Consider the following 26,212-nt stretch of genomic DNA (forward strand, 5'->3'; position numbering starts at 1 on the left):
AACCTCCTTGGGATTCAATTCATTCTAGTCCGACTGCGGCGGGGTACAATGCCTGTGTTTTCGCTAACGGCGAAAAATTGAACGGCACGGTGATCTATACCTTGGATGAGCGTCCGTTTAAGGTGCGCGCAACTGGCCGATTGCGTCATGGCGCTGCTGCGGCTAAACGGCATACAACTGCATACCAGACGGAGTGACTGATGTCTTCTACCCGCACCGAATCCGACAGCTTTGGCCCGCTTGAGGTTCCCGCCGACAAATACTGGGGCGCGCAGACGCAACGGTCGATCATGAATTTCCCCATTGGCTGGGAAAAGCAGCCCGTCGCGATTGTACGCGCTTTGGGTGTCATCAAACAGGCCTGTGCGATGGAGAACAAGACCATCGGCAAGCTGGACAGCAAAATTGCCGACGCGATCATTCAGGCCGCGGGTGAGGTCATCGACGGCAAGTTTGACGACAACTTCCCGCTGGTTGTCTGGCAGACCGGCTCGGGCACGCAATCGAACATGAACTCGAATGAGGTGATCGCCAACCGCGCCATCGAGATTTTGGGCGGCGTGGTCGGATCGAAGGACCCGGTTCACCCCAATGACCACTGCAATATGGGGCAATCGTCGAACGATACCTTCCCGACTGCCATGCATATCGCCACCGCCATGAGCGTGCATGACGTGTTGCTGCCGGGCCTTGAAAAGTTCGCCTCGGCCCTAGAAGCGAAGGCAAAAGAGTTCGAAGGCATTATCAAAATCGGTCGGACACATACGCAGGATGCCACACCTCTGACGCTGGAACAGGAATTTGGGGGGTACGCCCACCAGATCCGCCAGGGCATTGCGCGTGTCGAAGCGTCGATGCCCGGCATCTATGAACTGGCGCAGGGCGGCACCGCGGTAGGCACCGGCCTGAACACGCATAACGGCTGGGATGAGGCCGTGGCGAAGAACATGGCCGAGATCACCGGCCTGCCCTTTGTCACCGCCCCCAACAAGTTTGAGGCACTGGCCGCGCACGATGCGATGGTGTTCCTTTCGGGGGCTTTGGCGACGATCGCGGGCTCTTGCTACAAGATCGCAAACGATATCCGGTTGCTGGGTTCTGGTCCACGCTCGGGCCTGGGTGAGTTGATCCTGCCGGAAAACGAACCCGGGTCGTCAATCATGCCCGGTAAAGTTAACCCGACGCAGGCCGAAGCGCTGACCCAAGTGGCAGCACATGTGATGGGCAATGACGCGGCAATCAAGTTCGCGGGCTCCCAGGGTCATTTCCAATTGAACGTCTATAATCCGATGATGTCCTACAACCTGCTTCAGTCTATCCAACTGCTGGGCGACGCAACCGACAGCTTTACCGAGCGGATGCTGCTGGGCATCAGAGCCAACGAACCGCGCATCGACAAGCTTATGAAGGAATCGCTGATGCTGGTGACGGCACTGGCGCCGACCATCGGCTATGACAACGCAACCACCGTCGCCAAGACTGCCCACAAGAATGGCACGACCCTCAAGGAAGAGGCCATTGCACTTGGGTTTGTCGACGAGGCCACCTTTGACGCCGTTGTACGCCCGGAACACATGATCGGACCGAAAGACTGATGGGTAAACCGGTCAACCTGAACCGGTATCGAAAGGAAAAGGCGCGGGCCGAGAAAAAAGCCCGCGCCGATCAAAACGCGGTGAAATACGGGCGCTCGAAAGCCGAGAAGGACCTGACCCGCAAGCTTCACGATCTGACCCGCAACACCCATGACGGGCACGAGGTCGAGGAATGAGCCGCAGGCCCATCAAACACTCGCTGACCATAAAAGGGCATCGCACATCGGTTTCTCTGGAAGATGAATTCTGGCACGCGTTTCGCCAGATTGCGCAAGTGGAAGACAAACCAATCAATGTGTTAGCCGCCGAAATTGATCTTGCCCGGGAACCTGAAACCGGTCTTGCATCGGCCATACGGGTCTACATTCTCAACTGGTATCAGAAACAGGTATGAGGCTTGCCTCAGCCGCTTGATTTCGCTTAGAGTACTTGAGAACAAAAAGGGTACAACATGAGCCAGACTGTGATCGGCCCCGATGGCAAACCGCGTTGCAACTGGTGTCAGGCGGCGCCGGAATTCTTCGACTACCATGACAACGAATGGGGTTATCCGGTGGCAGATGATCAGCGCCTGTTTGAAAAACTGTGTCTTGAGAGTTTTCAGTCCGGCCTCAGCTGGCGCACAATCCTTGCCAAGCGCGAGAATTTCAGAAAGTCGTTTTGTGAATTTGATTTCAACAAGATGGCCGAGTTTTCTGAACCTGATATCGAGCGACTCTTGCAGGATGCGGGCATTGTCCGGCACCGAGGAAAGATCGAAGCTGTCATCAACAATGCGCAGCGTGCCAAAGAACTTGTCGCCGAAGAAGGCTCACTGGCGGCTTATGTCTGGCGCTACGAGGCCGCCAGCCCTGCACCACCCCGCAGCGCCTCGACCTCGCCCGAGTCTGTGGCGATGTCCAAGGATCTCAAGAAACGGGGATGGAAGTTCGTGGGGCCAACCACTGTCTTTGCCTTTATGCAGGCCATGGGGTTGGTCAACGACCATGCAGAAGAGTGTGTGATGCGGGAAAGAGCGGCGCAGCTCCGCCGCTCTTTCACAAAGCCGGTTTAGGCGGACGCGCGGAAAATCTTGTCGATATTGCTGCCCAGAGCCGCGTTGAACTCGTCCTCGGATTGCTGCTTTGACAGGCCTTCGGTCAGCGCGCGTGAAAAGGACGCGATCATCTTGTCATTCTGCGCCAGCAGATCGCAGGCTTGCTCGGTCGAGTAACCGCCCGACAGGGCGACAACACGGATAACCCGTGGGTGATCCGCCACCGCATCATAAAGGTTTGCGGCGCTGGGGATCGTCAGCTTCAGCATGACCTCCTGCCCTTCGGACAGTTGATCAAGGTTCTTGAGAATTTCGGCCTTCAGAATCTCTTCCGCTTCGGCCTTGGTTTCCGAATGGATGTTCACCTCGGGCTCGACAATCGGAACCATGCCGGCGGCGGTCACTTCGCGTGCGACATCGAATTGTTGGGCCACGACCGCGGCGATACCTTCGGCATTTGCCTCGTGAATAACCGAGCGTTCCTTGGTGCCGAACACGCCCTCGGCTTTGGTAAGTGTGTCTGCAAGACCGGGGATCGGCTTCATCAATTGTACGCCGTTTGCAGTCTCTTCCAGCCCTTTGTCGATCTTCAAAAACGGCACGATGCCTTTTTGCGACCAAAGGTAGTCTGCAACTTTGCGTCCATCGATCTCTTCGCCCAGAGTGCGCTCGAACAGAATCGCGCCGATCACTTTGTCCTTGGTAAAGTCACTTCCCAGAATGATACGCGCGCGCATTTTCTGGATTTCGTCGAACATCTCGGCGTCGGACCCATAGTCCGAAGCATCAACCCCATAAAGCGCCAACGCCTTTGGCGTGGACCCGCCGCTTTGATCCAACGCTGCGATAAATCCTGCGCCAGAGGTCATCTGCGCGCGCTGTTCTGCCTTGGACATGAGCTTTTCCCGTTCATCAGTGATTCTGTATTTCCACCCCGCATACAGCAACCCGGGAATTGATGGTAGATTGTTAGCGCCCACTGACCCGCAACCAAATTCCGTCCTGCGCTCGTACCGTCAAATGCGCCACGGGAACGGGTTGTTTGCCCTCGATCAACTCGAACCGATAGTGGCGCAGCAGCATCGACAGCAGCAACGGCCCTTCGATCATGGCAAAGCCCGCGCCGGGACAAACCCGTGGGCCAGCAGAGAACGGCATATAGGCCGCGCGTTGGCAGGTCTTGCCATTTTCACTGTCCCAACGGCCGGGGTCAAAATCGTCGGGATTATCCCACAGGCGCTCGTGTCGATGCAGGTGCCAGGGGCTGAGGACGATCTGCGCGCCTTGGGCGATGTTACGCCCTCTGAATTCCGCAGGACATCCGGCCTCGCGCACCATCATCGGGACCGGGGGGTAAAGCCGGAGCGTCTCACGGAATACATCGCGGCTGAGCTTTAGGCGCGAAACGCTCGAAAAATTGGGGGTGTCCAACGCTTGCGCCTCTGTGGCCAGCTTGTCCTGCCAGTCCGGGTTTGCGGCCACCAGATACAGCGCCCATGCCAGCGCTGAGGCGCTTGTTTCATGACCGGCCAGAAAGAAGATCGCGACCTGATCGATCATTTCCTCGGTATCAAATGCCTGACCCGTCACTGGGTCAGCCGTGGACATAATCTTGGTGGCCAGATCATCCGGGGCTGTACCGTCAGCGATCTGCCGTGCCCGATCCGCAGTAAGCTTTCGGATCAAAGCTCGAATTTCGCGCGCCGTTTTCCGTGTCTGGCGCGAATGAAATCGGGGCGCCCACCGTGGCAAAGGGATAAAGGCCGCGAGATTCAACAGCGGTTGTTCGCGCTGGTAGGTTTTGAATTTATCAAACACTTCGGCCGCGATTTCATGCTCAATCGGAACCGAGAATAGTGTGCGAAAAATCACGTCTGCTGCCGCGTGGCTGGTGAGCTCTTCACACTCCATCTCCGTCCCGAGATGAGGGCGTAGACGCTCAACACAGGCTTGCCCGGCGGCGTGCATCGCGGGAAAAACCTCTTTCAATCGCCCGCCTTCGAACGCGGGGTCGATTATCCGACGCTGGCGTTTCCACATTTTACCATTGGTCAGAAAGACCGAATTGCCAAGCAGGGGGCGCAACCCTTCCCCAACCCGATCAGATTTCGGAAAGTCTTCGGATTGCTTTTTGAGGACCCTATCCACCAGGTCAGGCTGGTTCACGAGGTACGATCGGAAAAACGGGGTTCGAAACTCGGCCATCCACGCACGGTAAAGGCGCTGGGGTTGCGCCGACAAAAGATCCTGCCGAAACAGGCGCAAATACCGCCAAAGCGATACCTTGTCAGGGCGCGACGGTGGCTTGGGCGGCCTCATGCGCACACCGAGCGGTAGGGCGAAAGTGCCTCTTCCTTGCGCGACTTTGACGGAGCACGGCCCTTGAACCTTTGATCCAGTGTTTCGGGGCCTGCTGTTATTCTGAAATAGTCATAATCGCCGGGTCGGTCGAAGGCGCACAGGTATTGAAAATGCAGCCGAAAGAACCGCCAGCGCAGGGCTTTCCAGCGGTCGGGCGAAAGGGTCTGCGTGAAAGCTGCGGACAGAACCAAAGGCCATCGTTTTTCTGGCCCGGCGACGCCGGTGACGGCGACCGGATCGCACAACGCAAAGGCGCACCCATCGCCGGGCGCGGAAACATCCACCCATGTCAGAGCTTCACTGACTGACAATTGCGCCAAATCCGCGCGCAATTGATACGCTTCAGGTAGGAAAGACACCATCGGAACCACCTGCCCCAGCGTCAGAAAGGACAACGGGGTCGAAGCCGCCAAGCCACGTCGTTCCAGATTGGCCAGCACCATCACCCCCAGATGCGCGCCAGAGCTGTGGCCCACGACCAGAACCTCATCAACATCGGTGTCCAGCGCCTTGGCGATCATCTCTGCAAATTGATCCAGCCTTGCTTGCATTTCAGGCGCCGTTCTGCCGCACAACCTGGCCGAATGCGCGTAGTCATGCATCAGGTAATAGGCAAACAACCGGTTGTCGATTTTGCGAAACCAATGCAGCAGAGCGTATGCCAGTCCAAGACCCGGCACCAAGGCAAGTGGCCCTGCAACAGGCCAGATCAGCGAGGCAACCGTCCAAAGCACAATCAACGCCAGAACAAGTTGCCCCAACAGCATACCAACCGGATACAGCGCTGCAATAACCGGCCCTTTCCGAAGCCGCATCAGCCGGAATAAGGCACCCGTCGAGATATAGGTCCACGCCGTCCGGGCAAGCTCAAGATAGGTAGCGGGTATCGAATGCACCATGCTGTCGCGCACGATGTCCGACCAGACCAGCACGTCGATCTCGGTGTGAACCGTGGCACCATCCTGTTGCGAGACGACCTGCCAACCATAGGTGTCGCTTGCGGGTTTGGATGAAACCTCAATCGAATAGCCACAGATTTCCGCCTGTTCGCGCCCCTCATTCCGGTAAAGCTCACGGTACCGGCGCGGAGGAATTGGGTCATACCCCGGCAGGTAAAAGACCTGGCGGCGGCGAACGATGTTTTCAGGTTGTTGACTGCTCATGCCCCAAGACCTCTGCCGCACAGATTAGCGCAGCAATCGGATCAGGGTAAGCCCTGCGCTTTCACTGGAACGTAAGTAATCCCAGCCAGTTAACCAAGGGTTGCCAGGGCTGGGAATGTTTCAAGCAGCCACCAGCTGAACTGGGTGAAGAGGCCGGTCACCAGCATGATCCCGACAAACAGCAACAGTCCGCCCATCACTTTTTCGATGGTCGCCATATGCGGTTTGATCCGGTTCATTACCGACATAGAACGGCTAAGGAACATCGCAGCCAGCAGGAACGGGATCCCCAAACCGGCGGCGTATACGCCCAGCAACAAGGTTCCGCGCGCCACCGATGCTTCGGACGCAGCCAGAGACAGAATCGCACCCAGTTGCGGACCGATGCAGGGCGTCCAGCCGAAAGCGAAGGCAAGGCCCAGAATATACGCGCCAAAGACTGACCCACCGGACTCACCTGTTTCCATACGGGCTTCGCGGTCCAGCAAGGGAATGCGGAAGACATTCAGAAAATGCAGCCCGAACACGATGACCACCACCCCTGAAATCTTTGCGAAAAGCGCCTGATTTTGAATGAAAAAAGCACCAAAGGCAGAGGCCGTGAACCCCAAAAGCAGGAACACGGTCGACAGACCCATCACAAAAAACAGCGCAGACAATGTTGCCTTACGTCTTGCGCGCGCCTCGTCCTGGATCTCGTTGATGCTGACCCCGCTCATATAGGCAAGGTAGGGCGGCACGATGGGCAGCACGCAAGGTGACAGAAAGCTGATCAAACCGCCGAGCATGGCGATGAACATGGCGGGCAGCAGGCCTGCGTCTATGATATCTATTCCGAACATGTATCAGCACATAAGTGATTGCACCGCCTGCGTCACGGGGCCATTCGGTCACAACCTCGTGGTTGCACTCTGGACAGCGTCGCGCGTTCAAAATATCCCGGTGGCATGAGCGACACCACCGATACACTGGATGCCCTGGGTCTGTTATGCCCCCTGCCCGTTCTCAAGGCGCGCAAACGTCTGAAATCCATGCCTGCAGGCAGCGTTCTGCGTCTGTTGTCAGATGATCCGGCTGCCATCGTGGACGTTCCGCATTTCTGCGCCGAGGCTGGGCACGAGTTGCTCTCGCAGGAACAGGCAGGCGACCATCAGGTCTATGTGATTCAGAAATCCGGCTGACGCGCTCCGAAAGAAAAAGGCGGCCCCAAAAGGACCGCCTGTTCGATTATTTGCCCAGTGACCACCAGCCACGCCGCTTGGGCTTGTCCGGTGCGGGCTCAGGTTCTTCCGCCACAACCTCCAGCACGGGCTCTGCCACCTCTTCTGGCGCAGCAGCTTCTTCTGTCGGCTCTTCCACAGGTTCAGGCGCCTCTGCCACTTCGGCCTCCGATAGCTGAGCTGGTTCCTCGGGTTGAACGGCTTCAGACTCTGCCGTGTTCTCTTCCTCGACTGCTGCCTCGGGCGCAGGTTCTTCCTGAGCAGGTTCATCTGCTGCAACCGCGGCCTCTGGCGCCTCGGCGGCTGCTTCTTCCGCGACAGGTTCAGCATCCTTTTTACGGCGACGCGGTGCGCGGCGTTTCTTTGCCTTGGCCGGTTTTTCCTCGGTCTCGCCTTCGCCTTCCGCTTCGGTTTTGGGCTCGGCCTCAGCTTCCGCATCCACAGCGTCGCTCTCATCCGAAACCGTTTCTCCGTCACTATCGGTTGCAGCGTCGGCAGTATCCGCATTGCCACCGCCCTTTTTCCGACGACGACGGCGGCGTTTGCGCTTGGGCTTGGCCTCTTCTTCGGACTGAACCGCTTCGGTTTCGACCTCTTCCTCTTCGGTCGCATCGACCATGTCCATCAGGGACGCATCAACGGAAACGACCGGGGCGGTCGCCTCGGGCACAATCCGGCTGGCAGTCTTGAACTTCTCCATCGAGAAATCAGGGCTGACCAGATGTACGTCCCCTTCGATCCGAACCGACAGCCCATAGCGAGACTCGATCTGCGCGATATGCTCGCGTTTCTGGTTCATCAGGAAGTTCGCGATGCTGACCGGGCAACGCACCAGAACCTCGCGCGATCGGCGCCGGGTACCTTCCTCTTCGATCTGACGCAGGATCGACAGCGCCATGTTGTCGTCCGAGCGGATCAGCCCGGTGCCATGGCAGGCCGGGCAAGGCTGAGTCGTCGCCTCGATCATGCCAGGGCGCAGACGTTGGCGGCTCATCTCAAGCAGGCCAAAACCCGATATCCGTCCGACCTGAATGCGGGCACGGTCGGTTTTCAGCTTGTCTTTCAGGCGCTTTTCCACGGCCGAGTTGTTCTTGCGCTCGTCCATATCGATGAAATCGATGACGATCAGACCGGCCAAATCGCGCAGACGCAATTGCCGCGCAACCTCCTCGGCTGCTTCCAGGTTGGTCTTGAGCGCGGTGTCCTCGATCGAGCCCTCTTTGGTGGCACGACCCGAGTTCACGTCAACCGCTACCAGCGCTTCGGTCACACCAATGACAATATAGCCGCCAGATTTCAGCTGAACGGTCGGGTTGAACATGCCCGCCAGATAGCTTTCGACCTGATAACGTGCGAACAGAGGCAACGCATCTTCGTACCGTTTCACGTTCTTGGCATGAGACGGCATGATCATCTTCATGAAATCCTTGGCGATGCGGTATCCGCCTTCGCCTTCGACCAGAACTTCGTCGATGTCACGGTTATAAAGATCGCGGATCGACCGCTTGATCAGGTCGCCTTCTTCATAGATTTTCGCAGGCGCAATTGACTGCAGCGTCAGTTCGCGGATCTGTTCCCACAGGCGCTGCAGATATTCATAGTCGCGTTTGATCTCCGACTTGGTCCGCTTTGCCCCTGCAGTACGCACGATCAGGCCCGCACCTGTCGGTACGTCAATCTCGGCAGCGATTTCTTTCAGTTTCTTGCGGTCCGCCGCGTTGGTGATCTTGCGGCTGATCCCGCCGCCGCGTGCGGTGTTCGGCATAAGCACACAGTAACGACCAGCCAGCGAAAGATAGGTGGTCAGCGCCGCACCCTTGTTGCCGCGTTCTTCTTTGACAACCTGCACCAGCAGGACCTGGCGGACTTTGATTACCTCTTGGATCTTGTAGCGGCGCGGCCGGGGTTTTTGAACCGGACGAATGTCTTCGCTGTCATCTTCATCCGCAACGGATTCGATGGAATCATCCTTGGCTGCCGCATCCGCAGACTTGCCTTTGACCTCTTCGCCATCGTCGTCGGATGTTTCTTCCGCGTCCGTTGGCTCAGCCTCAGCAGCGGCGGCTTCCTCCGCCTCCGGAGCGGGGGCCTCTTCTGCCGTGGTTTCCTCCGCAGGCGCATCAGCCGCCTCAGCATCGGCCCGCTCGTCCGAGGTCTCTTCTTTGGTCTCGCCTTCCTCAGTGCCGTCTTCTGGCTCTTCTACCGGAGTTTCTGCCACGATCTCCATCGGAGAGGTGCCTTCGGGTACCGGCGCTTCCGCGGCCTCTTCCCCTTCGTCCAGATCGATTGTTTCCATACCTGTGGGTTCGGAGGAAACCTCAACCGATTCCACCGGGTCGTCAGATTTGACATCCGCCGCCTTGGTGCGCGACCGGCGACGTTTCTTGGGCTTGGCTTCTTCGGCTTCATCCCGCGCCTTCATTGCCTCGGCATAGGCGCGTTCTTCCTCCATCAGGGCTTCACGATCTGCGACCGGGATCTGGTAGTAGTCGGGATGAATCTCCGAGAACGCCAGGAAACCATGGCGGTTCCCACCGTAATCAACAAAGGCCGCCTGTAGCGACGGCTCAACGCGTGTGACTTTTGCTAGGTAGATATTGCCGGCAAGCTGGCGTTTGTTTTCGGATTCAAAGTCAAATTCCTCAACCTTGTTTCCGTCGACCACCACAACGCGGGTTTCCTCCGCGTGGGTGGCATCGATAAGCATTTTCTTAGCCATGTGTCCTTGGTGCACCGCGCCAAACGCGTTGTCCTACCTTGTCCGGGTGGACAGGCACTTTTGGGGTGGTGTCTTGTCAGGGCGATATCAGACGGCGCGCGGCAGGGTCTGGCGCCATGGCCCCCTGCCCGTTGTCTCAATCGTTGCGCGCGCGTCATCGCGGTTCTTCTCCGACAGGCGCGGGGGTCCGCTGCCTGCCCATTTATTCCTTTCACCCGGCATTGCGGGTTCAGGTACTCTACTGCCCCGGTAGGGGCACAATCGGTCTGTTCAGCCTGTTTCGGGATTTCTGATCTCCGGCGGCAAAACAGCGAAACTCAAATTCGGGACTTGCAGGCGCAAAAAGGCCAAGTCCGTTCGGACACAATAAAAGCAGTCCTGTGGAAAAGACAATGGGCAAACTGCATCGCACCCTCATAAGGCGCGGCAGGATCCCTTCATCTGGCCAAAAATATCCCGGGGGAGTCGCCCGGCACGGGCGGCGGGGGCAGAGCCCCCTACCTCTTACAGGTAATCGGAACGTTGAAGGCCGTATTTGGCCATCTTCTCATTCAGCGTGCGGCGCGGCAGACAAAGCTCGTCCATCACCGATGCGATCGAGCCCTTATGGCGGCGCATCGTGTTGTCAATCAACATCCGTTCGAACGCTTCGACATATTCCTTCAACGGTTTGCCTTCAGTGGTCATCACCGGCTGCATTTCCTCGTGATCGGACATCAGCAAGGATGCGATCGTTCCCGATCCGCGTCGCGATTGCAGCACCGCGCGTTCGGCAATGTTAATCAGTTGCCGGACGTTCCCCGGCCACGGCGCCTGCAGCAATTGCGCGGCCTCTTGCGCGCTGACCTGCGGCGCGTCGCAGCCATATTCTTCGGCAAATTGCTCGCTGAGCCGGGTGAACAAGGTCAGAATATCTTCACCGCGCTGACGCAGTGGCGGCATTGTGATCCGCAATGCGGCCAACCGATAGAACAGGTCGGGACGCAAAACATCCTCGCTTGTCTTGCCTGCTTCCTGCAGGTTCGAGATTGCGACGATCCGGGTTTCCGCCGGCGTACCCTGCTCGTTCATCACACTCAGCAGACGCGCCTGCAGCGTGTCGCTCAGCGCCTCGACGTCCTCCAGAACCAAAGTGCCACCGCGCGCCTCTTCGATCGCGGGCAACTGAGTGTCTTCGGGCATCATCGGACCGAACAGGCGCTTGGACAACGCGTCCTCCTCAAGCGCCGCGCAGGAGACCAGAACAAATTTCTTACCCGCCCGGCTGCCAACAGCATGCAGTGCGTGCGCCACAAGGGTCTTGCCGGTTCCGGTCTCACCATCCACCAGAACGTGGCCATCGGCCTGCCCCAAATCCAGAATATCCTCGCGCAGACGTTCCATCACCGGGCTTGCACCGATCAGCTTGTTCATGATCTGGGTGCCACCCGACAGCTCGCGCCGCAGCGCGCGGTTGTCCAACGTCAGTCGGCGCGCGTTGCTGGCACGTTTGGCCAGTTCCGACATGCGATCCGGGTTGAACGGCTTTTCCAGAAAATCAAACGCACCCACGCGCATTGCCTCAACCGCCATGGGCACATCACCATGACCGGTGATCATGATCACCGGCAAGGTACTGTCTGCGCCCATCAGCTTTTTTAGCAACTGAATACCATCCATGCCCGGCATCTTGATATCCGAGATCACAATCCCCGGATATTCCGGCCCCAACACCTTGAGCGCGTCTTCCGCGCTCGAAAATGTCTCGGTATCGTAACCGGACAGCGCAAGCCACTGGCTGATCGACTGGCGCATATCCTGTTCGTCATCCACAATCGCGATCTTCATGGCCTGTGCCATCGTCATTCCTCGTTATTCTGCGGCCTCAAGGCCGTCACTGCCAAGAATTGGCAACTTCATTTCAAAAACGGCGCCGCCATGCTGGCCGTTGCGCGCCGTAAGCCGTCCCCCGTGGTCGTTCACGATCCCGGACGAGATGGCAAGACCCAGACCAACCCCATCGCCGGGGCGCTTGGTGGTATAAAACGGCTCAAACAGGTTCTCGATATCTTCGATCCCGTGCCCATTGTCCCGGACCGTCAGCACCGCGGTTTCCCCGGCGGCAAGGATGATTTCGACATCCGGCTCCGAGACGGATTTGGTGGCGTCCAGAGCATTGCGCAATAGGTTGACCATCACTTGCTCGATCCGCATGCGGTCACCCATGACAACAACCGGTTCCTCGGGCAGGATCTGGGTGATCTTGACATGTCTTTGGCGCAGCTGCGGCTCCATCATCGACAGCGACGAGGCCAGCGCTTCACCAAGATTTACAGGGGAAAATGCATCCGCGCCCTTGCGGGCATAGGATTTGAGCTGACGGGTGATCGCACCCATCCGTTCGATCAGCCCATCGATCCGGCCAAAGCTTGACAGCGCCTCTTCGGGCCTGTCGCGGCGCAGCAAAAGTCTTGCGCCAGCCAGATAGGTTTTCATCGCAGCCAGTGGTTGGTTCAACTCATGGCTGACCGCCGCCGACATCTCGCCCAAAGCCGCAAGTTTCGAGCTTTGCGCAAGCGTTTGCTCGGCAACTTCCAGCGTCTTTTCAACCCGTTCCCGCTCAGCAATTTCACGCTGCAAACGGGTGTTCAGTGCGCGAAGCTCCGCCGACTCACGTTGGAACAAATTCATCTTCGACGTGGCACGGCGGCTGAGCGCATAGAACGCCAGCGCCAGAAGAATCGCAAAGCCCATGATCTCAAGCGCGAGGACGCTGTTCACCTTTTCGCGGATCGACGAATAGGTGGTGAACGATGTCATCTGCCAGCCCCGGAACGGAATACGTGTTTCCATCCGCATCACGGCCTCGCCTTGCAGATAGGCGTCAGGCGGCAAAGCGCTCCAATCCGTTGTGGCGCGCAGGGCACGCTGGATCGCACCTTGCGGCGGCTGCCGCTGCATCGCACTGGCCTCGTCCAGCCCGCGCCACTTGGGCTCGGTTGACAGGATGATCGCCCCGGTGCTGTCGGTGACAAAAACCGCGTCCGAAATCCCGGCCCAGGCGCGTTCGAACTTCTGCAGGTCCACTTCTACCACAATCACGCCAAGGATCTCGGAATTGGCTTCGATCCGCCGGGAATACACAAAGGTATATCCCCCGGATTCCAGCGGAATGACCGAAAATATGGTGGCATTTGACCGGATTGCATCCACGTAATACGGTGTGTTCCGGTGCGCTTCGAGCAAGCGGTTCCGATCGGTGGCCGCAACCGTGGTGCCATCACTGTCCAGCAACACAAGCGAGGCTGCGCCGATCTCTTCGACAAAGGAGATCAATCGCTGGCTCGACAGCGTAAAATCGCTGGACTGCAACGCTGAAATAAGCGTGGGATCGCGCGCCAGCAGCTGCGGAACGATAGCGTTGCGGCGCAGTTCGCTCAGCAAGTTACCGGAATAGAGCGTCAGGCGGAGTTCCGCCCGGTTGCGTGTTGATTCCGTAAATCGGCTGGTCAGTAGGCTGTTGGTGATCCAGACGGTGACCACGGTGGCAATCAAAAGGGCAATGATTGCAAGGCGGGGACGCCAACCCAGCGAAGCCCCGCGCAAACGGCTCAGAAAACCCTGATCTTGTGTCTGAACGTCCGAACTCATCCCTTGACGCTACGCGTGTGCGCCGATGACCTCAAGTCACGCGGGGGTCAGTACAGATGACAATGCGCGGAAGAGCGCCGTTCCATCGGTGCCGCCATGGCCCGAATCCGCCGCCCGCTCGGGGTGGGGCATCATCCCCAACACGCGCCGGTTGTGCGACAGGATGCCTGCAATATCTTCACGCGAGCCGTTCGGGTTGTCGACATAGGAAAAGGCGATTCTGTCCTGATCGCGCAATTCGGCCAGTGTGGCGTCGTCGGCAAAATAGTTGCCGTCGTGATGGGCAATCGGAATGTCGATCACATCGCCTGCATTGTAGCCTTCGGTAAAGGCGCTGTTGCTGGTTTCCACTTTTAACCCGACAGTGCGGCAGATGTATTTCAGCCCGGCATTGCGCAGCAGCGCACCGGGCAGAATGCCGGTTTCGGTCAGGACCTGAAACCCGTTGCAGACTCCGATGGCATAGCCGCCGCGTTCCGTATGTTCGACGACGGCCTTGCAGATCGGGGATTGCGCAGCAATCGCACCGCAGCGCAGATAATCCCCGTAAGAAAATCCGCCCGGGACACCGACGATATCGACCCCTTCGGGCAAGGCGGCATCCTTGTGCCACACCATATCGACCGAAAACCCGGCTTGTTCAAAAGCTACGGCCAGATCACGGTCACAGTTTGACCCGGGGAAAACAACAACGGCTGCACGCATGGCGAACGCTCCTATGAAGCAAAGTCGGTGACAACGGCAACGCCCGGCGGCGTTGGCGCGTCAAAGGCGGCAAGCTCGGCGCTTACCTGGCTCAGGTTTATGTTTCGGGTGACCAGAGGGCTCAGATCAACACCGCCCCCGTTGATCAGTGAGAGCAGCGACGGATAGCGCCAGCTTGGCATGCCGCGCGTGCCTTGCACAGTCAGTTGACCGGAATAGAGCACATCCATCGGCACGGTCATGGACGAGTGATCCCCCGCAGGCATACCGATCTGAACCATCCGCCCCAGCTTGCGCAGGGACCGCATGGCCGCGACGGTCGTAGCCTCAATTCCCAGCGCTTCGATGGCTACATCCGCGCCGCCGTTTGTCAGGTCTTTGACCGCGTCCGGCGCATTGCATAGGGCTGCGTTTACCACTGCATCGGCGCCAAGGCCCTTGGCATAAGTCAGCTTGTCCGCGTCGATGTCGACCACAACGACACGCGCGCCCAAAGCCTTGGCCAGGATCAGGGTCGAGATGCCGACCCCGCCGCCGCCAAAAACAGCCACCCATTCGCCGCCCTGCACCTGTGCGCGTCCGACCAACGCCTGCCATGCGGTTGTGACGCGGCATCCAAGTGCCGCAGCAATCACAGGATCCAAATTGTCCGGCAGAGCAGTCAGGTTCGCATCGGCATGTGAAACCGAGATATATTCGGCAAAAGCACCGTCGCAGGTAAATCCGGGAACAATCTGATCGGCACAGATGGTTTGATGACCTTTGGCACAGTCAGAACAGTGCCCACACGCCAGAATGAAGGGCGCAATCACCCGGTCACCCTTGCGCCAACGTGTTACACGCGCGCCAACGGCAACAACCTCGCCGCAATATTCATGGCCGGGGGTTATCGGCAGTTCAACATCCGGATCCGCGCCGGACCAGGCATGCCAATCGGACCGGCAGACACCGCAGGCCAAAACTCGCACGACCACACCGTCTGCGGCGGGTTCCGGATCGGGAACCGTCGTCACCTCTAGCGGTTGGCGATATCCGATCAGGCGGGCAGCGCGCATCCGTCAGACCAGTTCGATCTCGTAGCGTTCGATAACAGTGTTGGCCAACAGCTTTTCGCACATCTCGGTCACATCCGCTTCGGTCGCGCCCTCGGCCAGTTCCAGATCGATCACCTTGCCCTGACGCACGCCTTCGACCTGATCAAAGCCCATGGCGCCAAGGGCGTGGCGCACGGCCTCACCCTGCGGATCCAGAACTCCGTTCTTGAGCATCACATGCACCCGTGCCTTCATTTTCGAAACTCCGTGTTCGGCCCGGCTCCCGGGGCCCCTTGCGTTGCGCGGGAGATACCCTGCCGGAATTCATTCGACAACCCTTGTCGACCGGGACAGATCGCACCGCCCCGGATCGTGCCGGGATCAGTTGATGAGCGTGGGCTTGGTCACGTTGCTTTGGGGCAGAACCCCCAGGCGGCGTGCAACTTCGGAATAGGCATCCGTCAGGTCACCCAGATCGCGGCGGAACACATCCTTGTCCAGCTTCTGCCCGGTTTCGATATCCCACAGGCGGCAACTGTCTGGGCTGATCTCATCCGCGACGATCAGACGCTGATAATCACCTTCATAGATGCGCCCAATCTCGATCTTGAAATCGACCAGACGGATACCGACGGCCAGCATGATGCCGCTCAGGAAATCATTCACGCGCAACGCGAGGCTGAGGATATCGTCCATATCCTGCTGGCTGGCCCAGCCAAAAGCGGCGATATGTTCCTCGGTCACCAGCGGGTCGCCCAGGGCATCGTCCTTATAGCAATACTCGACAATCGGACGCGGCAATTGGGTGCCCTCGGCAATGCCCAACCGCTTAGACATCGAACCGGCAGCATAATTGCGAACGATCACCTCAAGCGGCACGATTTCACAATTGCGGACCAGTTGCTCGCGCATGTTCAGCCGGCGGATAAAGTGGTTGGGTACGCCGATCTGGGTCAGACCGGACATGAAGAACTCGCTCAGGCGGTTGTTCAGAACACCTTTGCCGTCGATCACGTCTTTCTTTTCCGCATTGAACGCGGTGGCGTCATCCTTGAAATACTGCACAATCGTGCCCGGTTCCGGGCCTTCATACAGGATCTTGGCTTTACCTTCGTAAATCTTCTTGCGACGCGCCATGTGCGACCTTTCCAGTCCGGGGCAAAGGGATGAGTCTCTTTGGGTTGGCGCCCTCATAGTGCAAGGCCCGCCTGCCCGCAAGTTCGGTGGATTTTTTGCGCCTTTTGACACAGCGCAAATCACTTGCACACCGGGCCACGTATGCTCATATCAGCAAAACAGCAATTTAACCCAAGGGGTCCCCGATCAATGACCACGTTCGACGAACGCGAAAACGCTTTTGAAGCCAAGTTTGCCCATGACGAAGAGATGCAGTTCAAGGCGCAGGCGCGCTGCAACAAACTGCTGGGCCTGTGGGCAGCAGAAATGCTGGGCAAAACCGGCGACGCGGCAGATGAATATGCCAAATCCGTCGTGATCGCCGATTTCGAAGAGGCCGGGCACGAGGATGTTGTTCGCAAAGTCTCGGGCGATCTGGGCACGCTGTCATCGGACGACGAAATTCGCGCCAAAATGGCCGAGCTTTTGCCATTGGCTCAGTCCCAGATCATGATCGAGAGCGACTAAGTCCTCGCCTCCCACTCATGATCTTCATGAGATTTATGAATTTGATTTAGCGCCCCGGTCATGAGACACGGGGCGCCTGTTATTTTATCGGGCCAATGCCCCGCCAATTGGAATACCCCCATGACAAACGCGCTGACCCAGCTTCTTCAAACCAATGATGTCATTGTGGCAGATGGGGCGACGGGCACCAACCTGTTCAATGTCGGCTTGCAATCGGGTGACGCGCCAGAGCTTTGGAATGTGGACGCACCCGACAAAATTCGCGGGCTCTATCAGGGGTGGGTAGACGCGGGCAGCGATCTGTTTCTGACCAACACCTTTGGCGGCACAGCCGCGCGCCTGAAATTGCATGAGGCACAAAACCGCGTTTCCGAATTGAACCGCATCGGGGCCGAGCTGGGCCGTGAGGTCGCAGACAAGGCCGGGCGCACCGTGGTGGTTGCGGGCTCTGTCGGGCCCACCGGTGAGATCATGGAGCCGGTCGGCAGCCTGTCGCATGCGGACGCGGTTGAGATGTTTCATGAACAAGCCGAAGCTCTGAAAGAAGGCGGCGCAGATGTTCTGTGGGTCGAAACGATCAGCGCACCGGAAGAATTTCGAGCCGCAACCGAGGCCTTTGCCATGGCTGACATACCGTGGTGCGGCACCATGAGCTTTGACACCGCCGGGCGTACCATGATGGGCGTCACCTCTGCCGATCTGGCTGTGCTGGTGGAAACCCTGCCCAACCCGCCGATCGCGTTTGGAGCAAATTGCGGCACCGGGTCTTCGGACATCATGCGCACGGTTTTGGGCTTTGTGGCGCAGGGCACCGAACGTCCGCTGATCTCGAAAGGCAACGCAGGCATTCCGAAATATGTGAATGGCAGCATCCACTATGACGGTACGCCCGAATTGATGGCCCAGTATGCCGTCATGGCGCGGGATGCCGGGGCCAGGATCATTGGTGGTTGCTGTGGTACTATGCCTGTCCATATCGCCAAGATGCGCGAAGCGCTGGACAGCACGCCGCGCGGGTTGCGCCCGACGCTGGATCAGATCACGTCTGTTCTGGGGCCGTTTACGTCGGCATCAGATGGCACCGAGGCGGACGCGGCCATGCCCGAGCGCCGCACACGCCGTCGCCGCCGCGCCTGATTGACCGCTCAGCGCCCTTCGAATACCGGAGGGCGTTTTTCCAGAAATGCCACGACGCCTTCAGCAAAATCCCGGGACCGACCGCATTCACCTTGCAGATGCGCCTCGGTCTCAAGCTGTTGTGGAAGGGTTTTTTCATAGGTTCCGCGAATGGCCTGCTTGATCGCGGCAAAGCCCGCAGTCGGGCCATTGGCCAGATACTCGGCCCTTTTGCGCCAGTGATCCGCAAAGTCATCATCGGCAACCGCTTCCCAGATCAGTCCCCAATCGTCCGCCTGCCGGGCGCTGATCTTGTCAGCAAACAGGGCCGCGCCCATCGCTTTGGCAAACCCCATCTGGCGCGGCATGAACCATGTGCCACCGGCGTCGGGCAGCAATCCGATCCGGGCAAAAGCCTGTAGGAAATATGCGCTTTCTGTTGCGATCACCACATCGGCACACAGCGCCAGATTGGCCCCGGCCCCAGCCGCCGGGCCGTTGACCGCAGCGACCGTGGGGACCGGGCAGTTATAGACGGATTCCAGCATCGGCTCGTATTCGTCCCGCAATGCGCGCTCCAGATCAATTTTGCCGGTGCTGGACGCGTCACCCAGATCCTGACCTGAACAGAACGCACCCCCTGCCCCGGTCATCACAATCGCCCGCGCGTGCCGCGCCGCGTGTTTCATGGCATGCGTTATCTCAGCCCGCATCCGCGTTGTCAGTGCGTTCATCCTGTCTGGTCTGTTCAACGTCAGAACGGCCAGACCTTGCGTGATGTCCAGATCAACTGCTTCGTATTCCATGAAAATCCTCACCTGCACTGGGCTTTGCAGGAAACCTGACGCAATTTGACCCGAAGGAAAAGAAGAACCGCGCGTCAGTCTTTCAGGATTTCGTTCAGCCGCTCTTGCTCTTGCGCGGACAAGGCGCCGGATTGGTCAGCCGTTTCCGGCATCGCGCGTTTACGAACGAAATTCCAACCAACCGCAGCGGCGATCAGCAACATCACCGGGCCCGCAAGCCAGAGCATCAGGTTGGCACCACCTGTTGTGGGGCGCAGCAGCACGTATTCGCCGTACCGGTCGACGATAAAGTCGATCGCTTCCTGATCCGTATCCCCGGCCACCAAACGCTCGCGCAGCAGAAGGCGCAGGTCGCGGGCCAGATCGGCGTTGCTTTCATCAATGCTCTCGTTACGGCAGACAAGGCATCGCAGGCCGGTACTGATCTCGCGCGCGCGTTCCTCAAGCACCGGATCATCCAAGATCTCATCCGGTTGCACCGCCAAAAGCGGTGTGGCCCAGAGCATCAACAGCAACGCCAGTCGTTTCATTCCGCAGGCACCCTGGGTTTTGCCGTTTTGCGCGCGCCCGCAGCCACACGGAACCGACGGTCAGACAGGCTGAGAAACCCGCCAAGCGCCATCAAGATACATCCGCCCCAAATCCAGTTGGCCAGCGGTTTAATATAGGTTCGCATGACCCAACCACCATCTGCCTGCTGATCCCCGATCACAACGTAAAGGTCGCGCAGGAAGCGATAGTCTATCGCCGCCTCGGTGGTTGGCATGCGGGCCACCGGATAGTCGCGTTTTTCCGGGTGCAATGTCGCCACCTGTCGCCCGGCCCGAGTGACCGTGACATCCGCCATGGTCGAGAAGTAATTCGGGCCCTGCACGCGGCGCACGTCCTGCAAGGTTAATTCAAACTGACCAACCCTGAAGGGTTCACCCGGTTGCGCGACGCGAATATCCTCAACCTCCCACGCGGTCAGACCGGCTATGGCAAACATCGTGATGCCGAGACCGGAATGCGCGACCGCCTTGCCCCAATCCGCGCCCGGTAGCCGGAACAGCCGTTTGAGACTGCCCGTGCGTCCTGTACGGCTCCAGAGGTCCACGGCCGCGCCAAAGGTGATCCATGCACCCAGGAACAGGCCAACGGGACCCAGCGCGCTTTTGCCGGTTTGCATGGCCCAAACCAGCAGAGCCAGCGCGACCGCCAGAATAAACGCATAGCGCAAGGTCCATGCAGCACGGCCCATCTTGCCACGTTTCCAGGGCAGCAGGCCTCCGATTGGCAAAGCCAGCCCCAGCGCAATCATGAACGGCGTAAAAGCGGCATTAAAGAACGGTGGGCCAACCGAGAGCTTTCGGTCAAACGCCATCTCGGCCACCATCGGCCACATGGTACCGAAAAAGACCACGAAACAACTGACGGCCAGCAGAACATTGTTCAGGATCAGCGCGCTTTCGCGGCTGACGACGCCAAAGACGCCCTTGGCCTCCATCGCTTGTGCCCGTGCGGCAAACAGTGTCAGCGCACCGCCGATAAAGAAGACGAGGATCATCAGGATGAACACGCCACGCTCGGGGTCGGTCGCGAAGGCATGGACCGAGGTCAAAAGGCCAGAGCGGACGATGAACGTCCCAATCAGCGAAAACCCAAAGGCGATGATGGCCAGCAATATTGTCCAGCTTTTCAACGCCTCGCGTTTCTCGACCACGATGGCCGAATGCAGCAACGCCGCAGACAGAAGCCATGGCATGAACGAGGCATTCTCGACCGGGTCCCAGAACCAGAACCCGCCCCAGCCAAGCTCGTAATACGCCCACCACGAGCCAAGTGCGATGCCGATGGTCAGAAAGATCCAGGCCGCCAGTGTCCAGGGTCGCACCCAGCGACCCCAGGCGGCGTCAACGCGGCCCTCGATCAAGGCAGCAACAGCAAAGCTGAACGCCATGCTCAGCCCGACATAACCCAGATACAGAAACGGCGGGTGAAACGCCAAGCCGGGGTCCTGTAACAGCGGGTTCAAGTCCTGCCCGTCAAATGGCGGCACCGGCAGGCGGTCAAACGGGTTGGAGGTGAACAGGATAAAGGCAAAAAATGCCACACCAATGGCACCCTGAACGGCCAGCACGCGGGCTTTCAATGTGGGCGGCAGCCCCGCACCAAACAGCGCAGCCATCGCCCCGAACAACGTGACGATCAACACCCACAGCAGCATCGAACCCTCGTGATTGCCCCAGGTTCCACTGATCTTGTAAATCATCGGCTTGGCCGAGTGGCTGTTTTCCACAACGATGCGCAGGGAAAAATCAGAGGTCGTGAACGCCCAGACAAGCGCACCGAAAGAGAACGCGGTCAGCAGGAATTGTGAGATCGCCGCAGGTTCGGCAAACACCATCCAGCCGGGCCATCGTTTTGCCGCACCCACAAGAGGCACCACGCTTTGAACGATGGCGATCAGGAAGGCTAGGATCAGTGCGAAATGGCCGAGCTCGGTAATCATGGTCTGATTATACCGGCGCGGCCACCCATGTTCCATTCACATTCGGCGGCGAAGCCAGAACATAGTGTCGCGGTTTGTCACCGTCTGAGAGAGCGCCAATGAGCCAGCGCAGGATTGTCTTGCGCGGTTGACGCGTCTTGCGCCAGCGCAACATCCGTTTTGGGATTGGCCGCACCGGATCTGCTGCTCGCTTCTTCCAGGGCCTCAAGATTGCTGAGGACTTCTGGCAAGTGGCGCAGCGACCCTCGCATCTGCTTTTCGAACTCCTGCACCTTGGCCTGATGCCGTGCGCCGAAGTAAAAGGACACGATGACGCCCAACAGCCACCACAGAGGCTGCGGGACCAGCGCGATCCCCTGCATCCGCGCGGCAAACCAGATCGGATCGATCATGGCGGAGACAAACAAACCCAGCGTGCCCAAGGCCAGCGCAGGTCGGGGCAGCCGGTTCACGCCATCAATAAAGCGGTCGAACCAACCTTTCCCGTTGCCCTGAAACTCGGCCGCGAATTGCGCCAGTGCTTGTTCATGGAGGGTTACGGCGCGCACCGCCCCGGCTTCGGCGTTTTCGCGAAAAACCTCGGCCGTTTCGCGCAGCGCATTGCGCCCGCCACCAAAGACAAATTCAAGCACGGTTGAGATCAACCCCATGAGACTACCCTTTCCTGAAACTGTTTCGCGCTGAGATGGAATCGGGGCGACACGAACTCTTCGGCGCGCAGGATCCAGCCGCCTTTGCGCCCTGCCCGCGTTCGCGCGAATTTGCGCAGCGCTGGGCGTTTGTCAGCCAGCCGCAGATAGTAATTCCGCCGGACCACGCCATACGCATCTCGCAACGCTATGGCATCAGGAACCGCAGCGGCACGAGCAGCTGTGGCTGTCTGCGGACCGATCGCGCCGTCTATGGCGACTTCAAACCCCATCTCGCCCAGCAAGCGCTGCAATAGCCGCACCGCCTGAGATCCGGCATTTACGTACATGTCGAACACCGAGGGCTGTAGGGCCGTTGGCAACAGCGCGATGCGGGGTTTTTCAAAATATTGACGCACGAAGATATCGACCGCCTGCGCCCGGCTAAGCGCGCGCACATCCCGTGAGCCAATTTCTCCGTCGCCGTTTAGATCCAGACCCAGGCGGCGCATGGTATATATCGTGACGCCGTATTTGGTCGCACCACCGGGATCGGCAGGATCATCTACAAACCCACCCTCCCGGTTCACGATCTCTCGTGCGATTGTTTGAACTGATTTCATGATGCCCCCTGAATGCGACGCCGGGGGCAACGGTCGGGTGAAACGGTTAATCTATCGCAAGAGGAACGCGCGCATCCTCAGACAGCACCGCAACGGCGGGTGGTTCAACCGTCCGTGGTCTCCTTGTAAACGCCTTGTTCTTTCAAGGCATCCACAACCTCTTTCGGCATGTAGGTTTCATCATGTTTTGCCAGAATTTCAGTCGCTTGGAACACGCCGTCGATGTAGCTGCCGGTGCCGACCATGCCCTGGTTTTCCGAAAACAGATCGGGCAGCACACCGGTGAAGGCCACCGGTACGCTTTCGCCGCCATCAGTTACGACAAAGCGCACCGTCTCACCTTGACCACGCACGATCGAACCCTCTTCGACCAAACCGCCGATGCGGAACACTTCGGTCGGTTCCGGGGGTTCGGCGATCACCTGACTGGGTGAGCGGAAGAAGTTGATCCCGTCCTGTAACGCTACGCCAATAAGTGCAGTCGACGCGGCCAGTGCAACAACGGCCAGCGCGATGATCTGAATTCGGCGACGTTTCTTGAGCGACTTCATTCCGTCCTCACGGGAAAAGCGGAGCCATCATCAGCCCGCGGGTTTCGTCTTCACCTAACATCAGGTTGGCGTTCTGCAAGGCCTGCCCGCTGCTACCTTTTGTCAGGTTATCGAGGGCTGCAACCACGATGGCCCGACGCTCAATCCGATCGGCGACCACACCGATATGGCAGAAATTCGACCCCCGCACGTGGTGGGTCGAGGGCGCTTCGCCCATCGGTAGCATCTGGATGAAGGGTTCAGCCTCATAGGCATTGCTCAGCGTCTCATAGACGCTTTGCGGGTCGCCTTTTACATAGGTCGTCGCCAGAATACCCCGGTTGGCCGGGATCAGATGCGGCGTGAACTGAATATGCACGCTCCGACCCGCGAGTTTCGAGAATTCTTGATCAAACTCACCCAAATGCCGGTGCGTGCCTCCGATGGCGTAGGCATTGGCACCTTCGCTCAACTCGGCATGCAGCAGGTTTTCCTTGAGCGACCGACCCGCACCCGAAACCGCGCATTTCAGATCCAGAATGATGTCGTCCAGATCAATGACACCAGCCGTAATCAGCGGCCGCAGCACATATTGCCCGGTCGCAGCGTTACAGCCGGTGCCGGCAACCAACCGGGCCGCTTTGATCTCATCGCGGTAAAATTCTGTCAGCCCGTAGACGGCTTCTTCCTGCTGCTCTAACGCCGTATGCGGGTTGCCATACCATTTTTCATATTCTTCCGGATCGCTCAGCCGGAAATCGGCGGAAAGGTCGATGATCTTCAGGGCCTTAGGCAGCTCGCGGATCACTTCTTGGCTGGTCTTGTGCGGCAAAGCACAAAAACACAAATCGATCTGCGAAAAGTCGATTTCCGAGATCTTGCACAGGACCGGCAGGTCCAGATGCCGCAAATGCGGGAAAACCTGCGCCATCGGCAGACCGGCCTTACGCTCGGCAGACAGGGCCGTGATTTCCATGTTGGGATGCTCGGCGATCAGGCGCACCAATTCCGCTCCGGTATAGCCAGACGCGCCAAGAATTGCGATTTTATGGGTCATATCCGACCTCTTTCATTTCAAGTGTCACGGGGATCGACCGGTTGCGTGACGGTCGAACGTATAGGGGATCAGCCTGGTGCCGACCTTGACTTAAGTCAGACACCCTCAAAGCTGATTTGTCGTCGGAGGAACTGGGTCGCCCGGTCGCTGACCACATTGGCTTTTCCGGTCGTCAGAAACCCGGATGGCCCATCACCCAGCATATTGGGATGCCGCTGCAAATAGTCCGCAAGGCTCTCGGCCACCAAATCGCCCTGGCTATAGACCTGAACGTCAGACCCCAGCGCCTTTTGGAAGATATCGGCCATAAGCGGATAATGCGTGCAGCCCAGAATGGCCGCCTGCGGTTCCGGCATTTTCCGTTTCAAAGCATCCACATGGCTGCGGACCAAAGCTTCAGCCAGGATCATATCGCCATCCTCGATGGCATCGACCACACCACCGCAGGCCTGCGCCTCGACATCAACACCGATGGCGCGAAAGGCCAACTCGCGCTGAAAGGCACGGCTGGAGACAGTTGCGGGTGTCGCGAACAGGGCGACATGCTGCACCTCGACCTCGCGCGGGGGGGAATTGTCGCCCCATTGCCGTTCGGTCAGGGCCTCGATCAGCGGCACAAAGACGCCAAGCACACGTTTACCCTCGGGCACGCCCTCTTCCTGCATCCGGCGCAAGGCGGCGGCGCTGGCTGTGTTGCAGGCCAGAATCACCAGATTGCATCCCCGCGCCCACAGATCATGCACAGCCTTGCGGGTCAGTTGATAGATATCCTCAGCGTCACGCACCCCGTAAGGCGCGTGTGCACTGTCCGCAAAATACAGAAAATCCACGTCGGGCAGACGTTTCTGCGCGGCGCTCAGGACGGTCAGACCACCCAAACCGGAATCAAAGATACCTACTGCCATTTGCCCCTTCAGGCGCGATGCCGTTCCTCAAACTCATAGCCATAGTCGTAAGACTTCAGCGGTGTCGGAGACAGCTCATACGTGGCTTTGCGCAAGAAATCCATCATCTTGCGGGTGTCTTTGCCCATCGGGTCCAGAATGTCACGCCCGATAGGTTTTCCAATGACAACTCTCACCGGCGCATCCACGCGTTTTTTGAACTCTTTGATCAAAAGCCCCATCCGCAACGTGTTGTGCAGATGGCTGGCAATCTGGAACAGGCGTGAGGTGTGGCCGTCGAAGAAAACCGGAACCACTGTTGCGCCCGATCTGGCAACCATACGCGCGGTGAAACCTCGCCAGCCCGGATCCATAGGATATGAGAACGGCTTGACCCCTGTGCTGACCGTACCGCCAGGAAAGATACCGATCGCCCCACCCTCGCCCAGATAATTCAGCGCGGTTTTGCGGGTTTCCAGGTTCAGCTTCATCGCCTCTTTTGTTTCATCGAACGAGATCGGTAGAACGATCCGGTTCAGGTCTTCGGCCTTGCGAAACACGTGGTTGGCCAGAATGCGGAAATCACCGCGGGTTTCGGACAGGATATGCCCCATCATCAGCCCATCCAGAATGCCATACGGGTGGTTTGCAATCAGGATCAGTGGCCCATCGGTCGGAATATTCGACAGCGATCCGCCAACGATATCCAGCGTCAGGCCGTACCGCTCGACCATCACGGACCAAAAGTCACGCCCGTTGGCCACTTCGCGCTCATAGCCGTCGGCTCGCCTGATCAAGCGCAGCCGGCCCGTGGTGTTCTCCATCAGCTTGATCATCATTCGACCACTTTTGGTCTCGGCGGAATAAGCATACGAGATGTCACGGGCGACGTGGCGGCGCGATGGCATGTGAAACTCCGGTCTGGTGCCTGCCTTTTATAGGTAAGTGACACTTTTGCCTATAGAACAT

General features: G+C 58.6%; 27 protein-coding genes. 7 read left to right on the forward strand and 20 right to left on the reverse strand.

Annotation, left to right across the window (positions count from 1 at the left end; translation table 11 throughout):
• Window positions 1-200: 200 nt before the first annotated feature.
• Genes fumC through ACR0AG_RS10110 form a run of 4 tightly spaced genes read left to right on the forward strand, consistent with a single transcriptional unit; the run spans window position 201 to window position 2,649 of the window.
• A complete protein-coding gene (gene fumC, locus ACR0AG_RS10095; RefSeq protein WP_480838381.1) occupies window positions 201-1,595 on the forward strand; it encodes a class II fumarate hydratase in 1,395 nt (464 codons plus the stop codon).
• Window positions 1,595-1,771 carry a DUF4169 family protein gene (locus tag ACR0AG_RS10100; protein ID WP_480838383.1) on the forward strand — a complete coding sequence of 59 codons (177 nt, stop codon included), beginning with the start codon at window positions 1,595-1,597 and terminating at the stop codon, window positions 1,769-1,771. Before fumC ends, ACR0AG_RS10100 begins: the two co-directional genes overlap by 1 nt.
• Complete coding sequence (locus ACR0AG_RS10105; protein ID WP_480838385.1) at window positions 1,768-1,989, forward strand: ribbon-helix-helix domain-containing protein; 222 nt, start codon at window positions 1,768-1,770, stop codon at window positions 1,987-1,989. The genes ACR0AG_RS10100 and ACR0AG_RS10105 overlap by 4 nt, the downstream gene beginning before the upstream one ends.
• Before the next feature lie 57 nt (window positions 1,990-2,046).
• Window positions 2,047-2,649, forward strand: a complete 603-nt coding sequence (locus tag ACR0AG_RS10110) for a DNA-3-methyladenine glycosylase I (protein WP_480838387.1) — start codon at window positions 2,047-2,049, stop codon at window positions 2,647-2,649.
• On the opposite strand, the gene ACR0AG_RS10115 is transcribed toward ACR0AG_RS10110, so the two are convergent.
• The 4 genes from ACR0AG_RS10115 to ACR0AG_RS10130 form a co-directional block, all read right to left on the reverse strand.
• Window positions 2,646-3,527 (reverse strand): fructose bisphosphate aldolase, encoded by an 882-nt coding sequence (locus ACR0AG_RS10115; RefSeq protein ID WP_480838389.1) that lies wholly within the window; start codon window positions 3,525-3,527, stop codon window positions 2,646-2,648. The genes ACR0AG_RS10110 and ACR0AG_RS10115 overlap by 4 nt on opposite strands.
• A gap of 73 nt (window positions 3,528-3,600) precedes the next feature.
• Window positions 3,601-4,950 carry a cytochrome P450 gene (locus ACR0AG_RS10120; RefSeq protein ID WP_480838391.1) on the reverse strand — a complete coding sequence of 450 codons (1,350 nt, stop codon included), beginning with the start codon at window positions 4,948-4,950 and terminating at the stop codon, window positions 3,601-3,603.
• Window positions 4,947-6,155, reverse strand: coding sequence for a hypothetical protein (locus tag ACR0AG_RS10125; RefSeq protein WP_480838393.1), 1,209 nt, complete (start codon window positions 6,153-6,155; stop codon window positions 4,947-4,949). The genes ACR0AG_RS10120 and ACR0AG_RS10125 overlap by 4 nt, the downstream gene beginning before the upstream one ends.
• Before the next feature lie 89 nt (window positions 6,156-6,244).
• On the reverse strand, window positions 6,245-6,997 hold the full coding sequence (locus tag ACR0AG_RS10130; protein WP_480838395.1) for a cytochrome c biogenesis CcdA family protein: 753 nt from the start codon (window positions 6,995-6,997) through the stop codon (window positions 6,245-6,247).
• A gap of 105 nt (window positions 6,998-7,102) precedes the next feature.
• On the opposite strand from ACR0AG_RS10130, the gene ACR0AG_RS10135 reads away from it, so the two are divergent.
• Entirely contained in the window at window positions 7,103-7,336 is a 234-nt protein-coding gene (locus ACR0AG_RS10135; protein WP_480838397.1) for a sulfurtransferase TusA family protein, read from the forward strand.
• A gap of 46 nt (window positions 7,337-7,382) precedes the next feature.
• Here the strand turns inward: ACR0AG_RS10135 and ACR0AG_RS10140 are convergent, their stop codons facing one another.
• The 7 genes from ACR0AG_RS10140 to purC form a co-directional block, all read right to left on the reverse strand.
• A complete protein-coding gene (locus ACR0AG_RS10140; RefSeq protein ID WP_480838399.1) occupies window positions 7,383-10,094 on the reverse strand; it encodes an Rne/Rng family ribonuclease in 2,712 nt (903 codons plus the stop codon).
• Window positions 10,095-10,598: 504 nt separating this feature from the next.
• Entirely contained in the window at window positions 10,599-11,933 is a 1,335-nt protein-coding gene (locus ACR0AG_RS10145) for a sigma-54-dependent transcriptional regulator (RefSeq protein ID WP_170704050.1), read from the reverse strand.
• 12 nt (window positions 11,934-11,945) lie between these two features.
• Complete coding sequence (locus ACR0AG_RS10150) at window positions 11,946-13,724, reverse strand: sensor histidine kinase (protein ID WP_480838401.1); 1,779 nt, start codon at window positions 13,722-13,724, stop codon at window positions 11,946-11,948.
• A 36-nt stretch (window positions 13,725-13,760) separates the two neighbouring features.
• The gene (gene purQ, locus ACR0AG_RS10155; protein WP_480838403.1) at window positions 13,761-14,429 is read right to left on the reverse strand and encodes a phosphoribosylformylglycinamidine synthase subunit PurQ; all 669 of its coding nucleotides are present in this window, start codon (window positions 14,427-14,429) and stop codon (window positions 13,761-13,763) included.
• Window positions 14,430-14,440: 11 nt separating this feature from the next.
• Window positions 14,441-15,484 carry a zinc-dependent alcohol dehydrogenase family protein gene (locus ACR0AG_RS10160; RefSeq protein ID WP_480838405.1) on the reverse strand — a complete coding sequence of 348 codons (1,044 nt, stop codon included), beginning with the start codon at window positions 15,482-15,484 and terminating at the stop codon, window positions 14,441-14,443.
• Between the two features lie 3 nt (window positions 15,485-15,487).
• On the reverse strand, window positions 15,488-15,718 hold the full coding sequence (purS, locus tag ACR0AG_RS10165) for a phosphoribosylformylglycinamidine synthase subunit PurS (protein WP_170374301.1): 231 nt from the start codon (window positions 15,716-15,718) through the stop codon (window positions 15,488-15,490).
• 126 nt (window positions 15,719-15,844) lie between these two features.
• Window positions 15,845-16,600 (reverse strand): phosphoribosylaminoimidazolesuccinocarboxamide synthase, encoded by a 756-nt coding sequence (gene purC, locus ACR0AG_RS10170; RefSeq protein ID WP_480838408.1) that lies wholly within the window; start codon window positions 16,598-16,600, stop codon window positions 15,845-15,847.
• Window positions 16,601-16,789: 189 nt separating this feature from the next.
• Between purC and ACR0AG_RS10175 the strand changes: the two genes are divergently transcribed.
• Both ACR0AG_RS10175 and bmt read left to right on the forward strand, forming a co-directional pair.
• Window positions 16,790-17,107, forward strand: coding sequence for a DUF1476 domain-containing protein (locus tag ACR0AG_RS10175; protein ID WP_480838410.1), 318 nt, complete (start codon window positions 16,790-16,792; stop codon window positions 17,105-17,107).
• Between the two features lie 120 nt (window positions 17,108-17,227).
• Window positions 17,228-18,244, forward strand: a complete 1,017-nt coding sequence (gene bmt / locus ACR0AG_RS10180; protein ID WP_480838413.1) for a betaine--homocysteine S-methyltransferase — start codon at window positions 17,228-17,230, stop codon at window positions 18,242-18,244.
• Between the two features lie 8 nt (window positions 18,245-18,252).
• Here the strand turns inward: bmt and ACR0AG_RS10185 are convergent, their stop codons facing one another.
• The 9 genes from ACR0AG_RS10185 to ACR0AG_RS10225 all read right to left on the reverse strand — a co-directional run bounded on the left by ACR0AG_RS10185 (window position 18,253) and on the right by ACR0AG_RS10225 (window position 26,151).
• Window positions 18,253-19,029 carry an enoyl-CoA hydratase-related protein gene (locus tag ACR0AG_RS10185; RefSeq protein WP_480838415.1) on the reverse strand — a complete coding sequence of 259 codons (777 nt, stop codon included), beginning with the start codon at window positions 19,027-19,029 and terminating at the stop codon, window positions 18,253-18,255.
• 74 nt (window positions 19,030-19,103) lie between these two features.
• Window positions 19,104-19,559, reverse strand: coding sequence for a cytochrome c-type biogenesis protein (locus ACR0AG_RS10190; RefSeq protein ID WP_480838417.1), 456 nt, complete (start codon window positions 19,557-19,559; stop codon window positions 19,104-19,106).
• Entirely contained in the window at window positions 19,556-21,520 is a 1,965-nt protein-coding gene (locus ACR0AG_RS10195) for a heme lyase CcmF/NrfE family subunit (protein WP_480838419.1), read from the reverse strand. The genes ACR0AG_RS10190 and ACR0AG_RS10195 overlap by 4 nt, the downstream gene beginning before the upstream one ends.
• A gap of 77 nt (window positions 21,521-21,597) precedes the next feature.
• The gene (locus ACR0AG_RS10200) at window positions 21,598-22,170 is read right to left on the reverse strand and encodes a holin family protein (protein WP_480838420.1); all 573 of its coding nucleotides are present in this window, start codon (window positions 22,168-22,170) and stop codon (window positions 21,598-21,600) included.
• Window positions 22,161-22,772, reverse strand: coding sequence for a holin-associated N-acetylmuramidase (locus ACR0AG_RS10205; RefSeq protein WP_480838422.1), 612 nt, complete (start codon window positions 22,770-22,772; stop codon window positions 22,161-22,163). The genes ACR0AG_RS10200 and ACR0AG_RS10205 overlap by 10 nt, the downstream gene beginning before the upstream one ends.
• 104 nt (window positions 22,773-22,876) lie before the next feature.
• On the reverse strand, window positions 22,877-23,323 hold the full coding sequence (ccmE, locus tag ACR0AG_RS10210) for a cytochrome c maturation protein CcmE (RefSeq protein WP_480838424.1): 447 nt from the start codon (window positions 23,321-23,323) through the stop codon (window positions 22,877-22,879).
• Between the two features lie 7 nt (window positions 23,324-23,330).
• Window positions 23,331-24,359 carry an N-acetyl-gamma-glutamyl-phosphate reductase gene (gene argC / locus ACR0AG_RS10215; protein ID WP_480838426.1) on the reverse strand — a complete coding sequence of 343 codons (1,029 nt, stop codon included), beginning with the start codon at window positions 24,357-24,359 and terminating at the stop codon, window positions 23,331-23,333.
• Window positions 24,360-24,454: 95 nt separating this feature from the next.
• Entirely contained in the window at window positions 24,455-25,264 is an 810-nt protein-coding gene (locus tag ACR0AG_RS10220) for a glutamate racemase (RefSeq protein WP_480838428.1), read from the reverse strand.
• An 8-nt stretch (window positions 25,265-25,272) separates the two neighbouring features.
• Window positions 25,273-26,151 (reverse strand): lysophospholipid acyltransferase family protein, encoded by an 879-nt coding sequence (locus ACR0AG_RS10225; protein ID WP_480838430.1) that lies wholly within the window; start codon window positions 26,149-26,151, stop codon window positions 25,273-25,275.
• Window positions 26,152-26,212 lie beyond the last annotated feature (61 nt).

The organism is Ruegeria sp. H6, assembly GCF_056532975.1.